At 56.5% G+C, this 13,784-nt stretch carries 15 protein-coding genes; 7 read left to right on the forward strand and 8 right to left on the reverse strand.

Going from position 1 to position 13,784, the window contains the following annotated elements:
• The first annotated feature begins 8 nt into the window (after positions 1–8).
• Positions 9–203: a hypothetical protein gene (locus SynA15127_RS10140; protein WP_186484005.1), complete on the forward strand. Its 195-nt coding sequence runs from the start codon at positions 9–11 to the stop codon at positions 201–203.
• Between the two features lie 618 nt (positions 204–821).
• Here SynA15127_RS10140 and SynA15127_RS10145 read toward each other — a convergent pair.
• Positions 822–1,010 (reverse strand): DUF1651 domain-containing protein, encoded by a 189-nt coding sequence (locus SynA15127_RS10145; RefSeq protein WP_186484007.1) that lies wholly within the window; start codon positions 1,008–1,010, stop codon positions 822–824.
• A 320-nt stretch (positions 1,011–1,330) separates the two neighbouring features.
• Between SynA15127_RS10145 and SynA15127_RS10150 the strand changes: the two genes are divergently transcribed.
• Complete coding sequence (locus SynA15127_RS10150; RefSeq protein WP_186484009.1) at positions 1,331–1,483, forward strand: hypothetical protein; 153 nt, start codon at positions 1,331–1,333, stop codon at positions 1,481–1,483.
• Positions 1,484–2,273: 790 nt separating this feature from the next.
• Positions 2,274–2,663, forward strand: a complete 390-nt coding sequence (locus SynA15127_RS10155; protein ID WP_186484011.1) for a hypothetical protein — start codon at positions 2,274–2,276, stop codon at positions 2,661–2,663.
• Positions 2,664–3,258: 595 nt separating this feature from the next.
• Here SynA15127_RS10155 and SynA15127_RS10160 read toward each other — a convergent pair.
• The 3 genes from SynA15127_RS10160 to SynA15127_RS10170 all read right to left on the reverse strand — a co-directional run bounded on the left by SynA15127_RS10160 (position 3,259) and on the right by SynA15127_RS10170 (position 5,820).
• Positions 3,259–3,516, reverse strand: a complete 258-nt coding sequence (locus tag SynA15127_RS10160) for a hypothetical protein (RefSeq protein ID WP_186484012.1) — start codon at positions 3,514–3,516, stop codon at positions 3,259–3,261.
• Positions 3,517–3,675: 159 nt separating this feature from the next.
• A complete protein-coding gene (locus tag SynA15127_RS10165) occupies positions 3,676–4,380 on the reverse strand; it encodes a hypothetical protein (protein ID WP_186484014.1) in 705 nt (234 codons plus the stop codon).
• Between the two features lie 1,209 nt (positions 4,381–5,589).
• Positions 5,590–5,820: a hypothetical protein gene (locus tag SynA15127_RS10170; RefSeq protein ID WP_186484016.1), complete on the reverse strand. Its 231-nt coding sequence runs from the start codon at positions 5,818–5,820 to the stop codon at positions 5,590–5,592.
• A gap of 169 nt (positions 5,821–5,989) precedes the next feature.
• On the opposite strand from SynA15127_RS10170, the gene SynA15127_RS10175 reads away from it, so the two are divergent.
• Positions 5,990–6,418, forward strand: a complete 429-nt coding sequence (locus SynA15127_RS10175) for a hypothetical protein (RefSeq protein ID WP_186484017.1) — start codon at positions 5,990–5,992, stop codon at positions 6,416–6,418.
• A 205-nt stretch (positions 6,419–6,623) separates the two neighbouring features.
• Here SynA15127_RS10175 and SynA15127_RS10180 read toward each other — a convergent pair whose 3' ends face one another.
• From SynA15127_RS10180 to SynA15127_RS10195, 4 genes are all read right to left on the reverse strand, one after another.
• Entirely contained in the window at positions 6,624–6,893 is a 270-nt protein-coding gene (locus tag SynA15127_RS10180) for a hypothetical protein (RefSeq protein ID WP_255475469.1), read from the reverse strand.
• Positions 6,894–7,705: 812 nt separating this feature from the next.
• Positions 7,706–7,807: a DUF4278 domain-containing protein gene (locus tag SynA15127_RS10185; protein WP_186484019.1), complete on the reverse strand. Its 102-nt coding sequence runs from the start codon at positions 7,805–7,807 to the stop codon at positions 7,706–7,708.
• Between the two features lie 172 nt (positions 7,808–7,979).
• The gene (locus SynA15127_RS10190; protein ID WP_255475471.1) at positions 7,980–9,065 is read right to left on the reverse strand and encodes a hypothetical protein; all 1,086 of its coding nucleotides are present in this window, start codon (positions 9,063–9,065) and stop codon (positions 7,980–7,982) included.
• A complete protein-coding gene (locus tag SynA15127_RS10195) occupies positions 9,062–10,162 on the reverse strand; it encodes a hypothetical protein (RefSeq protein ID WP_255475472.1) in 1,101 nt (366 codons plus the stop codon). The genes SynA15127_RS10190 and SynA15127_RS10195 overlap by 4 nt, the downstream gene beginning before the upstream one ends.
• A 73-nt stretch (positions 10,163–10,235) precedes the next feature.
• Here SynA15127_RS10195 and SynA15127_RS10200 point away from each other — a divergent pair, with 73 nt between their 5' ends.
• Genes SynA15127_RS10200 through SynA15127_RS10210 form a run of 3 tightly spaced genes read left to right on the forward strand, consistent with a single transcriptional unit; the run spans position 10,236 to position 13,512 of the window.
• Positions 10,236–10,868: a succinate dehydrogenase cytochrome b subunit gene (locus SynA15127_RS10200; RefSeq protein WP_186484020.1), complete on the forward strand. Its 633-nt coding sequence runs from the start codon at positions 10,236–10,238 to the stop codon at positions 10,866–10,868.
• Positions 10,865–12,781, forward strand: coding sequence for a fumarate reductase/succinate dehydrogenase flavoprotein subunit (locus SynA15127_RS10205; protein ID WP_186484021.1), 1,917 nt, complete (start codon positions 10,865–10,867; stop codon positions 12,779–12,781). Before SynA15127_RS10200 ends, SynA15127_RS10205 begins: the two co-directional genes overlap by 4 nt.
• Positions 12,778–13,512, forward strand: coding sequence for a succinate dehydrogenase/fumarate reductase iron-sulfur subunit (locus tag SynA15127_RS10210; protein ID WP_186484022.1), 735 nt, complete (start codon positions 12,778–12,780; stop codon positions 13,510–13,512). Before SynA15127_RS10205 ends, SynA15127_RS10210 begins: the two co-directional genes overlap by 4 nt.
• Positions 13,513–13,784 lie beyond the last annotated feature (272 nt).

Below are 13,784 nucleotides of genomic sequence, written 5' to 3' on the forward strand. Positions count from 1 at the left end.
CGAATCAATTGGCCACTGCCATCACCTCATCGGAACAGCACTGCACCCATGCCAGGGCTGAAATTATCCGTGGAGTTCAGGCTCCATCCAGTGGCCTCTGCCGTGAGGGTGATTGGGCATCGGAGACACGTCTGGCTCCTTTCCATGGAGCAGGAGCCAGATCCGATGTCACAGCACCGGTGGCGACCACAACCCGCCGTTGAAAGAAACCAGCCATGGCGGAAGCCAAAGACGAGATTTTGGAGAAGGGCCGCTGGAGCGGACTGCGTTAGCAAATGGCCCAGCTGGAGCAGGGTCGACCGATCGACATTTGACGGTTGGGCAAAGCTGGTGACCAACATCATCCGACCTTCTGAGAAGTCAGTCTTGAAGAGAGATCCGGCGGATCAGAGTCCTGCTGTGCGTGTCGACTATTACCAGATTCATAGGCCTGCACGGGAGATTTTCTGGAATCCAAAAATGACCAAAAGACGCGTTGCAAACTCCGCCGCCTCGCTCCATAGTTGCCTGGCGCGGACATGGGGAGATCTTCCACACGCGACAGCTTTGGGAGAGCGACCCAAGAGCTGGCAGAACCCCTGTCTCCTGCGTGAGCGATCGCAGGAGACATCGTTCTGCGCAATAGAATCTGAAGAAACTTGGTGCGTCCGCGGAGGAACGCATTTACTCCGCGAAGTTGTTTAGACCGAAGCCGCATCGCTCGGGAAGGACAGCGTTCTTCTCGCGGCCTCAGTAGCCCCCCTCTTGAAGGAGCCGTTAGGCCCTGGAGGGTGCTGCCTGGTTAATGCAGCCCACTGCAGCAGATTCGATCAACAAGCTCATCAGCGCCGCCGCAGCCGTTCCAGAGCGGTTGCTATCCGTTGCGACAAGTATCTGACGGGTAGGTGGCATGGCAGCCAGCCCGTGATTTTCATGGTGTTCCACGCCTCGATGGCGTTGTCCCGGAGCATCCGCCTGCGCGTTTGCGGCACTGGTTGACGGGGCGGGATGCATGCAGAGGGGAGGCGCAAATCGTAGTCAGTGACAAACTTTTGTCTAGTTCAGGCTCAAGTCGATAAAGACACCTGTCTGAACTGTTGCTGCTGGCAACCACCCATGCAGAGCGAGACCCTCCGGTCATAACTGGCGTTGCGGAAGAAGCTGTCCTCAGATTCGACGCACTGGTTGAAATGAACGGCTACCGACGTCTATGCCCTAGCTGGCCCCATGGCCTGAACAAAGCTCTGACACCCTTCAACGGCCGAAATTCAATTCCAGCAAGGCTCTTTCGGGGGCCTTCTTTTGTGGCTGACCAGTTGCAGGCTCGCGGCCCTGTTGCCAGCCTGAAGGTATGAAACAGGCTTCCCTGCTCCGGCGCGTCGGCACCTACCTGCTCGGTTTGGTGGATGAGTACTGGGCCATGCGTAGCCCCTGGCAGTACGGCACCAAGGAACCTCAATGCGGGCTGGAGTGCGATGGCGACCATTGCGAACGCACCGACTGAACTTTCCTGTCAGGGATGTATCACAGCGATACAAAACCGTGCCAACTGCTACCACGGTGTTCACGGGGATACACAACAATGCTTCTGGTTGTTCATGCGTCGAGCAGCCGTGTTGTGGGAACGGAGGGGGGTCTGACACACAGAGATCCCCCTTTTTCTTCTTTCTGCTTTCTCTCTAGTGCTTTAACCCTGGCCGTAAGCTGCAAATCGATCCTCTACGGGGTCTGTATCGCCGTCACCCACTCCGCATGAGCAGTCGCAGTGTCGGACCTGAACTGAACGATCTTCTGCTGATCGACTGGATGACCCCACTCCTGTCCCAAGAGGAAGCGGACAGGCGGGCGGAGTAATCAACAAAAAACTCTGCCGTGCGATCAGCCTGCAGCCTTAGGCAAACCAATCAATGGTTGTCATTGTAATTGGCGGATACGGTGGCCTTTCACACTCCCAAGTCACATCGACTGTGCCACTTCCCCCTCCTTCAACGAAGTATTCATAACTTTGTGCGGAGCCATACGGTGGTGGCTTATAAGGTACGAGTTCATCACATACATCTGTAAAATAAGACTGAATGCTGGATTTATTGGCACCGTTCTTCAGTGTCACGGGCACCTGAAAAGTTCCTGCGTCCTCATACTCCCCACCTGCATAGAACTGTATGTCTCCATTATAAAGTAGCAATACATCGGCATAACCGCTGACACTTGTCGGCCCCGTCTTATGGCGGGGTTGCGCGGGCGCCCGACGATTCCGCCGCTGGGGGCAGCGGCTTCTCTAATCGCGGCAAGGCATGGGACTGCATTGCAGGGCAGCCGGATGCGTAAACGAAATCACCGACTTCCTCAAGCAGCTGGATGAGCAACCCGATCTGCGTGATGCAGCAACGCTTCGATCGCTCACGCGGATCCGCAGTGAACTGGAGCGAACACCGGAGACGGCATCAATGGGCGATCCGGTGCAGCTCCGGAAGCAGTTCCAGTTGATTGGTACCCTCCAAACGTTCCAGGGTGATCTGGCTTCCTGCTCGGCGATCCAGCTGCTCCAGCAAGACTTCATTGCCAATCACGATTGTGGCCAGACGGGCGCAGGCAGGCTCCTTACCACTGATGAGATGTACCGTCCTGCTGCTGATCTGCGTGATCGCCTCAAGCGAGAGCTTGAGCCAAGGGAGCTGGCCTGATGAGCCGAATCCTTGATGAATTCACTGATCATTGAATCAAGGCTTATGTTTGACTACAAAGGCACGTATACTGTCTACAGACAGTTCTATTGCTATTTGTTCTATCATCACAGACCGACTTCCTGAGTAGTGTTGGAAGACTTCCCAGCGCAAAATATGGTCATCGGAGGAGATCAGGGCAGTCAACCCAACATCAGTCCCGAGGTGTTCTCCCTGCGGGTAGATGTCGACTCGTCGAAGATAATCATGCACGAAAGTATTGCCGACGACTCGATCAATGTTGACCCCCCTGAAATAGGGTGCGCTCGGATCCTCCTCAAGAGGGTTCTGATTGGGTGATCGACGCCAACCGTCGCGTACTAATTCAATGATCAATTGACTAACGGTGTGGATCTCAGAAAGATGCATGTAATGCCACCAACCATGAACCCAATGTTCTGATCAATCCAATACCAGGGATGTGTCAGCGACGACCATGCTGAAAATTGGCTGCAAATGATTCTCGAACCAGTGTATTAAGGCTGGCATTAATCTGCGATTGACAGATAGTACTTTTGACTGATGCGCGCATAAGGTACTGCAAGGCGATGATCTCTCATGCTTGCGAGTTTTTGCTATCAATCAAGATCTGAATCATTTGCTCTAACCTTTTTAGTCGGAATTCCATATCATTAACTATTTTCTGTATGTTTGCAAGCATCTGCGAAGAACTGTCTTCTTCTATTTCGGTGTAACCACTGGTCATTTCAAGGAACTGTTGCTTTGAAATGACTCCATTCTCTAAGAAAGTTTTTGCTTGCATATACCGCTCTGGGGTTATTCTTTTTGAATCTCTCCCAATTCCGTCAGTCATGATAATGGGCCGGAAATTAATAATCCAAGCATAGAGCATGCCTGGGAAGACCATGGAGTCAATCGCAGGAACAAATGGTTTTCAAAAGAGGAACAATCCCGAGTCTTAATAATTTTCAAATTAGCGCTTATCTTTCGCCGACTTAAAGGCGATTCATATTCAATCACTAGAAACAAAAATTTCTTCAAAAAATTCAACGACATTCTCATAATAGTCAGAAACTGTTATATTTGACTGATAGTTAAAGTTATTACTGATCATCACCGTGGGGGTGACCAATTCCAATACTTTTGCAATGTAGCTCAACCCTCCTTCGTCAATAGCATCAAAAAAGACTCTAAGTTCTTTCAGCTTTTCAACGTATTCTCGATTGTCCTCGATCAATGCTGCATCATGCCTTGAATCAAATTTGTCCAATGCGCAATTTACAAATGTTTTGATGATTAATTCAGTTCCCCGCGCAAAGTTTTCAGTGTCACGCTTGCTTTCAGTGTCCAAGGGTTTGAATGTTTCTTGTATAGCAGCCTGTACCGCTGGTGATTTCATCACCCAACTCATCTCTGATTTTTGATCTTTGGAATCTACCTTTCCTTGTTTGATTTGGCATCGAGCCCATAGACTTGAGATCGCAAGAACAGCGATAGAAGTGGCTCGAGCCCCAGTGATACCGTATTGTCTTAGGTGGTCGGTTGCTTGCAGAAGAAGATCCGCCTTGTTTGATTTTTCTTGTGCATTTGTATAGCTACCGTCGTTCTCCTCGGCATGTTCGTCAATCCAGCCAACTATTGAAATTGTTAAAACACTAATTGCTTTGCCAAAGTTTTCGATTGTCGTTTCGTCGTCTTTGCCAGGTACGTTCTGCATTTTTTTTAATAAATTTACCCTAACATCTTTTGTGGCTTTGATAGTTCCCTGTGAACAGTTATGGAAATCGATTCATGCATGACCATCTTGTGAATTATGGTGATCGAATTAGGAGCCAACGGACCATGACTGCATGACCGACTGAGATTTTGATCAAGTAATCAGACATTTTTGGGCAACTTACTCATTTTGTGCCCGCACCATTGTAAGAATCTTTTCATCCCGATACAATAGTCACCTGTATCTTTCTTCAATTTGTTCGAAGTGACGCTGGTTGAAGTTGTGCTTATTAACGACCGCTGTTCTCGTATTTGGGCTGTGGCCACACCAGCAAAGAATGCCCTGTGAATGATGGATTGCTAAAACTCCTAGCCAGCTCAAACATAAATTGATTTGCATACTTTTTATTCGAAGGCAATATTACCTAGGTCATTACACTCAGCTCATGATGAACAGTAAATTTTGTTTTTAAAATCATATAAGGACTATCATTGTATATTAACTTCAGACAGATGCATGATCTGGCATGAAAACGACTGGTTCACGAATAGAGCAAATTATGTCAGCGCACCCTGAGCTTAAGGTCGAAGATGTAAGCTTAATTCTTTGCTACTATTATAAATACGAGTGGAGCCTTGCGGGCTCCACCCTGGATGAAGTTCACAGCACATTGGATTGCGTCACAAGGTCTATAGTTGATGCTGACAGAATGCATATTGAATTCCTAATTGGCCAAATCAAATTGCACAAAAAAACCAAATACAGAAGTCTTCTATAACCACTGATTCGACCTTAGGATAATTCCCAATTATTAGGGCTAAAAACTGCCACAGCTGTATATCTTTGATCAACCAAGCCAAAGAGGAGAACTGCCCCGAGGGTTGCTAGCGACTGCATCTCCGAACACTTCTTAACCCTCTTAACCTTCTCTTGCGAAGCCACCCCAAAACCATTGGCGGGACAAAAAGGGAGGACAATAGCGAAAAGGGAGTACCAACGAAAAACATAAAAAATATAACTAACCAGGAATATCCAGCCGCCGAGGAGCCAGTTAGCCCTGACACAATAATGAAAATTGCCGTAACCATATAAGCGGTCAATCCAATAGATATAAAAACAATTGGCACACTCAAGAGATACAACAAAAGAGCAGACAGCCACCAGCGAAATCTCCGTTTCATAAACCTGGTGAATTGAACTGCCCCGGTTTTAGCCCGCTTCAGGCGCCCAGCCGACTTCCTTCTGCCAGGTGGGCGCCCACAGCTTGCATTTTTTCTTGAGGTGGTCGCCCTGCTGCAGTTGCCGTTGGCGGATATTGCAGCCCAGCATCGTATGGCAATGCGCGTCCGTTGCATAGGCAAAGTGCAGGCAGGTCATGCAGACACAGCCCCCTTTCCAGCCCTGCAGGTCTCGGTCGTCGACGAAGTCCCAGCGCTCCATGCGATATCCAAACAAGTACATTTGTACTAGCCTAGGCGGGTCGTCTGGCGCGACCCGATATCGCGAAGGGCAACAGAACCAAGCTTCCGTAAACCCGTGTCCCCGGCCATGGGGACATTCACTCGTATGGAGGATGCGCCTTCACCACCCTTTCAGCGATGGTGATCGCATGAAACGCTTTTCAGCAATCGTCGTTGTTGCCTTATTAACTGCGGCACCTGCCCACAGCAGCGTCCACATCAAGCCCATTTACCGAAGTGGTCAGGTTTGGACAGGTAACGCCAGGGTCAGTTTTTGGAATGACGGCAAGCAAAGTGTTGTCATTAGGTATCCAGTCTTTGACGGCTGCGTAGAAGCAAAGGAATACATGGTGTCCGCCAAAGCTGGGAGCGCTGGCGCTGGCTTGTTTGGAAGGCATCAGACCATGAGTTGGAAAGAGGTCAACAAACTGATTCGCGAACCCAGCAACAGCAGACCTCTGGGGCTTCAGGACACGAAATACAGAAGAGTCACCCCTTCCCTTAGGGCAGTTCCGAATCCATCAAGCCCTTTTGTTTGCGATCCAGGTAGCAGCAATTACTTTCCAGGGTGGGGATGATCACCACCTATGCGTGAGCTTCTAACCAGTTGGGGGATAGAAGGCTTTGAATAAATCCCCCAAGTGGGGTTGGCCGCAGCTGTAGGGCCAGAACCGACGCAAATATCGCTCAACCGGGGGATGCGCTCATATCGATGCATCGGTGATGGTGAGGCCACTTACAAGGTTGGGATGAACGGTTTCTTCAAGGGCTTTGGCAGTGTTGTTATTGGTGGTTTTGTTGGGTCTTGTTTGGCTGCTGCGTCGTTTCTGGCAATCGAAGCCCTGATACCGAAGTCATCAGAGGCTCACCCCCCAGGTGCCAACCCACCAGCCTGTCCGCGTCCTCCTGGGTCAGGAGTGGGGTCATCCAGTCAGCCATCAGCTCGATCACAGCAGGCTTCCCTAGGTCTTGGATGCCGCCCACAAGCCACCGCTTGAAGGTGTCAGGGTCATTAGCCCGCAATGCAGTGAGCAGCTCACCGATCAGGAGCAAGCCTCAGATCCACTGCACCGATCCACCCAACACTCCCATGAAAAGACGTCGAGAACGTCACTGACCTCGTTAGGAGGGTTTTCCCATGAGGGCTCTCAGTCGACGGTGTGTCCAGCACCGCCAACCTCAACGAGCCCAGTTCGGAAGCCCACCTTCACGCAGTTCTTCCAGAGCAATTGTGCACCAACACGCTCCAGACGAAGGAAGCTCAACAGATTCGCTTCAGAAACTTGCTGAGATCAGAGGGCGCAGCCAAGGCCTCCAATGCTTTCTTCTTCCAGCTGTCGGCACACTCGCAATCGATCGTTGCTGCCTTGACCTTTCGCCGGTCAAGGCAGGTGTCAGCAATCAACCCTTTTCTGCTTGAGTCTCTTACCTATCCTCTGTCTCGATACTTGCGATAGTGGACACTATCCTTCATCTCTTTGCGCCATTGATAAAGATTGCTCCGGAACAACCGCCGCTGCCTTTTTCGTATGACGTACTGCCTTCTAACCGCGGCATAAATAACATAAAAACTCATTAGCAACAGGAAGGCGATAACGATAGAAGTCGCCATCCCGCTCACAAAAAATAAGGTGATTATTTGGCATCCTTAGTAGCCCCGATTCATCCTTCTGTTTCAACAGAGACCATCCGGCCATATGCATTGCTCATGAGTATTGATACCTGCGCACCCGCGTCCCGATCGCGCAGACCTTTCTTGCTTCTGCCACGTCGGCGCTTCGCCATGAACCGAATCGGCGTGTTGACGGCTCGCCATAAAAAAACCCCCTGCCCAAGGCAGGGGGTGAACTGTGATTCGCCCTTGATCACTTGGCGTAGGAAACGCCGCGATACTTCAGAGCAGGCTTGTTCGGAGCGCCAGCAACATTCTGCTGGTTGTACTTCTGGCCGCGATAGGTCAGGGTCATCTGTGGTTCCTCAGAAATCCAGGTCCCCGTTCCGTGGCCTGGTTGATCTGCGCCTCACAGGAGTGAGGTGAACGTTGTTTGTAGCTGTTGCTACGAACCCTTTATAAGGGAAACGTCAACCGCTGTGTCGTTCAGGCGGATACACACCCTGTTGTTGCTCCAGCAACATCTGTCAGGGGCAGAGCACCTGCAGGCGTTGCTCCGTGCAGAACTGAGCTCCAGAGCGAATCCGCCCCTGCAGCAGATCAGTCCAGGGAACGATCCAGTGGCGAGGATCCACATCAGCCAGAACATCAGCTGCCACTGGATTGGGGAGGGCAATCACGCGACGGTCCGCCAGGGCGAGATGGCGACGCAGCCAAGGGGTGAGGATCAGCTCCTCCAGCAACTGCTGATAAGAACCATCCGCGATCGCCCGCTCAAAACCGAGCTGAATCGCATCGGCCAGCGACTGATTGTCGGGGCTGACATAGAAGAAACCGGCGAAGGGATAGGTGATCAGCAGATTCGGATCGAGGTCGGTGCCCGCAGCGGTGGAAGCCACGATCGGCGCTTCACGCTCGAGTTCATCAATGCCGCGCGGAAACAGCTGCACGCGGTGGTTGTCCACAAGACGGAACAGATCCTCGGATCGGGCGGTGAAGGTGCGCAGCCCGGATGCATCGAAGATCTCCACATCACTCCAGCCCAGCCCCTGCAGCAGCAAAACGCTGCGCAGGTCATCGACGGAACCGACCGACGCCAGCCGGTCGTGCTGGCTTCGGTGGCTCCATCCGACTCTCAGGCCAAGAATTCCGCCGGTCACGGGGATTGGAATCTCCCGCAGGCGCCGGTTCAGCTCCAGCCCGGCCCCGTACACACCAACGCTGATGGCGAAGGGATTGCGTGAGGACGCAGGCCCCTGCTGGAGGGCTGCGACAGCTTCATCCTGGCTTTGGATCTGCTCGCTGAGCCCGAGAGCGAAGGGACGACCACTGCGCTCCAGCACCAGCTGCAGAAGCCGATACCTGAAACCGGTCTGGTCCTGACCCGGCGAGCGATCCAGCACCACCGCCAGCGTCTCAGGCGGCAGCACCGCCACCTCCTCGGAGGTGAGGATGTAACGCTCATCAATCCTGAGGCGCCGCTCACTCAGACGCGGCTCAATCTGCAGCGTGCCCACCAGCACGATCACGATGGTGATCGCCGAGGTCAACAGCGTCCAGAAGCCATTGGCCACCTCGGGGGGGCGGGGCTGAGGAGAGGCTGCGGGGGTCATGGAATGATCCACCAGATTCCCAGCAGGGTCATCCCCACATAACTGGGCAGCAGGAACACCTTCAACACCCGCGCAAAGCGGGCATTCACCAGGCTGAGCTGGTTGTCGATCAATTCATCCGCCGCCACCACGTACAGGATTCCAAGAAAGATGATCAGCTGAAGCGTGCCGATGAATCCGGTCATCGCCGTCACCGGCAACTGGCCGGCGATGAACACATAGTTGCCTCCGGCGGAGACCACGGCCGCCAGGATCAGATCGTCCCGGCTGCGGGTGATCAGCAGGCTCATGCAGCAGAGGCCGACGGCCAGCATGTAGCCCAGAAAATCCGGCGCCACGAACAGCAGGCTGCGGCGCTGGATCGGCAGATCAAAGGACACCGTGGGCTGACGCCGAACGGCCCCCACCTCGGCCATGGGCCTGCCCAGATCACTCATCAGGCTGATGCTGGAGGCGTAGCCGTTGGGGGGCTTGAGAATCCAGCCCGGCAAGATCAGCCCGGGGCTGATCGTGCTGGGATCGGTGGGCACCACGTCCAGGTTGACCGGCTGCAACGGATCCTCCAGACCGATCTGTACATGCAACAGCTGGTCATCGAAGGGGTAACGCTGCAGCCGCCAGCGCTTCACCACCGGCGAGCGCACGGTGTAGAGACTCCAGCTGCTGCCATTGATCTGATCGCGGCGGATGCGCTCGAACCGCTGGGTGTCGCCGTTGTAAACACCGTTGAGGATGCGCAGCTGATCGCTGGGGTTCCGATCCGGATCCCCCTGCCAGATGGTCCAGAGCAACAGCTCGATGGAGAACTGGTCATTGAGCAGATCAATGTCGTTGACATTGGTGATGTAGGCACCCAGCTGCAGCGGAGGCAGCGTTGGCTGACGCAGCGTTGGCTGACGCAGCGGTGGCGAAGCCGCTGGTGCCTCTGGTCTTCCCCAGTCCACGGCCTGTGGTGGGGCCGACGTCGCCGGAGTTGATGCGGGTTCTGGCATCGCGGCGGCACGCCAGAAGCCGATCTGCAGCGTCAACGCAAACGCCAGGGCGGCGAGGGCCATCCAGAGGCGACGCCGATGCGGCACAACGGGCACATCCTTCACGGGATCAACGCAGCCTCACCATGACAACTCCGTTCCACCATGATGAGATGCGGCGTTGACCGACAGGTCCTGAATGATCGCGCTACCCTCAGCTGTCGTCCGCACCGGAGCTGCCCTGAGTGGCTTGCTGCTGGTGCTGTTCACACTGGTGCACCTGGGCGGACTGATCCCTGCAGTGCTGGCGCCTGAGCGGTTCGAGGCCTACGCCAGCGCCCTGCACACCAGTCCCTGGCTGAGGCCGTTTGAGATCGGGCTGGCCGGGATCGCCAGCCTGCATGTGAGTCTCACGATCAGCAAAGCCATCTCCAACCGCCGGGCCGGCAACAGCGCCCAGCTCAGCAGCCGCCGCGATGCACCCCTGGCCGCACTGGCCAGTCGCAGCAAAGGGATCGCCGGCCTGCTCACGCTGGCGTTTCTGGTGGTGCATCTCAATCAGCTGCGCTGGCCGCGACCGGCAGCCGGGCAGGAAGGGGCGGTGCTGAGTTCCGTGCTGCAGCAACCGCTGAATGCCGTGGTTTACGCCGCTGCGGCGCTGGTGCTGGCACTGCATCTCCTGCATGGCACAGAAGCCGCCCACCGCAGCCTCGGCTGGTTGAGTCCGACCAACAGATCCGCCCTGCGCACAGGAGGCCGGCTGCTGGCGACCCTGATCGGTGGCGGCTTCCTGCTGATCAGCCTCAGCCTGGCGCTGGGAGGTGCCGCATGAGCGGACTGCCCGATCCACGGATCCCGACAGGACCGATCGCCGACGCCTGGCGACGCACCAAAGAATCGCTGCCGCTGATCAGCCCCTTGCGCAAAGGGCAGATCGACCTGCTGGTGGTGGGCACCGGCCTGGCGGGCGCCTCCGCCGCCGCCACCCTGGCCCAGCAGGGCTATCGAGTGACCGTGCTCAGCTACCACGACAGTCCGCGGCGGGCCCACTCGGTGGCGGCCCAGGGCGGCATCAATGCAGCGCGGGCGACGGCGGTGGATGGTGACAGCGTCAGCCGCCTGTTTGCCGACACCCTGAAAGGCGGCGACTTCCGGGCGCGGGAAAGCGGCTGCCAGCGGCTGGCGGAAATCAGCAGCGGCATCATTGACCAGTGCGTCGCCCAGGGGGTGCCGTTCGCCCGCGAATACGGCGGCAGCCTGGCCACCCGCAGCTTCGGGGGGGCCCTGGTGAGCCGCACCTTCTACGCCCGCGGCCAGACCGGGCAGCAACTGCTGTACGGCGCCTATCAGTCGCTGATGCGTCAGGTGGAGCTGGGCAAAGTGAGGCTGCTCACCCGGCGCGACATGCTGGAGCTGATCACCGTCGATGGCGTCGCCCGGGGGGTGGTGACGCGACACACGGTGACGGGAGAACTGGAGGTGCACACAGCCCGGGCGGTACTGCTGTGCAGCGGTGGATACAGCAACGTCTACTTCCTGTCGACGAATGCGCTGAAATCGAACGCCAGCGCCATCTGGCGAGCACACCGCAAGGGAGCCCTGTTCGCCAACCCCTGCTTCACCCAGATCCATCCCACCTGCATCCCCAGCGGTGATGCCTTCCAGAGCAAGCTGACGCTGATGAGTGAAAGCCTGCGCAACGACGGGCGCATCTGGCTGCCGAAGCAGCCCGGCGACAACCGAGTCCCCGCCGACATCCCAGAGCAGGAAAGGGATTACTTCCTTGAGCGGATGTATCCCACCTACGGCAACATGACGCCCCGGGATGTCGCCTCCCGCCGAGCGCGGGAACTCTGCAATGCCGGTCACGGCGTCGGTCCGGGCGGACGCTCGGTGTACCTGGATCTCACCGACGCGATCAGCAGTGAGGGCCGCGATGCCATCGCCGCCCGCTACGGCAACCTGATGACGATGTACGAGCGGATCAGCGGCGACGACCCCTATCGCACGCCGATGCGCATCTATCCCGCCCCCCACTACACGATGGGAGGACTCTGGGTTGACTACCAGCTGATGAGTTCGATCCCCGGCCTGTTCGTGCTGGGGGAAGCCAACTATTCCGAGCACGGCGCCAACCGCCTCGGCGCCAGTGCCCTGATGCAAGGCCTGGCCGATGGCTACTTCATCGCACCCTCCACGGTGACCGCCTGGCTGGCAGGCACACCCTCAGAAGCGATAACCCCGGACCATCCGGCATGTCAGGAGGCATTGCACAGCACACGCCACCGCATCGAGGCCCTGCTCGGTGCCAAGGGTGAGCGACCGGTGGACAGCTTCCATCGCGATCTGGGGGCCCTGATGATCGATCGCTGCGGCATCAGCCGCCAGGCCGACGATCTGCGGGATGGACTGGCCAGGGTGTCGGCTCTGGAGCAGCGTTTCGCGGATGACGTGCGGGTGCCAGGGGAGGCTCATGGGCCCAATGCCGAACTGGAAAAGGCCCTGCGGGTGCGTGATTTCTTCGGGCTGGCCCAGTTGATGCTGCGGGATGCCCTCGCCAGAGAAGAATCCTGCGGCGCGCACTTCCGCGAGGAACACCAGAGCCCGGAAGGCGAGGCACAGCGCGATGACGCCAACTTCGCGCACATCGCCGCCTGGGAGCATCAGGATGACGCGGAATCGACCCGCCACAGCGAGCCGCTGCAGTTCACCGCTCTGCAACCGAGCACCCGCAGTTACCGATGAAGCTCACTCTGCGCATCTGGCGGCAACCCGAGCGCCAGCATCCCGGCAACTACGAACGCCATGTCCTCGACAGTGTCTCTCCGGACCTCTCGCTGCTGGAAGCCCTCGACCAGCTCAATGAACAGCTGATCAGCGCCGGGCAACGACCGATCGGCTTCGACCACGACTGCCGTGAGGGCATCTGCGGCAGCTGCGGTTTCCTGGTGAACGGTCAGGCCCATGGTCCCCGCGGGGCCACATCGGTGTGTCAGCTCTACCTGCGCGAATTCCAGGACGGTGCCGAGCTGACCCTGGAGCCCTGGCGCGCCAAGGCCTTCCCGCTGATTCAAGACCTGATGGTGGATCGTTCCGCCTTCGACCGCCTGATCGCCGCCGGCGGCTACTGCTCCACCGGCACCGGGCAGGCACCGGATGGCAACGCTCTGCCAGTGGGTCGCGACCAGGCCACCAGTGCCTTCGACACCGCCACCTGCATCGGTTGCGGCGCCTGTGTCGCCAGTTGCCGCAACGCCTCCGCCAGCCTGTTCGTGGCCGCCAAACTGGCGCATCTCGGCCAACTTCCTCAGGGGCAACCGGAGCGATCCAAGCGGGCCCGCAGCATGCAGGACCGGATGGAACAGGAGGGCTTCGGCAGCTGCAGCAGCAACCTCGAGTGCGAAGCGGTCTGCCCCCAGGAGATCTCCGCCGACTGGATCAGCTGGATGCATGCCGAGGGTCGGCGCAAACCGTAATCAGCGACTGACTTCTGTCAGACGACGGCGATGAGCGGTACCCATTGTTGTGCCGCAGACGATTCATCCCACTCCATGTTCCGCTGCAGGCCATGGTGAGTCGCTCGTTCGACTTGCCTGTCCGAACCCTTGCTTCGCTGTGATAAGCGCAGAGGACATCCGAGGGGATTTTCGTTAAGGTCTGGTTAATTGAGTCGTTAAGGTCTGGTTATGAACCCAGCCAAACACCACCGGAAGCTGGAGAAACTTCAGCTCGAAGCCCAGGTTTGCTG

This window comes from Synechococcus sp. A15-127, assembly GCF_014280215.1.
Lineage (GTDB): Bacteria > Cyanobacteriota > Cyanobacteriia > PCC-6307 > Cyanobiaceae > Parasynechococcus.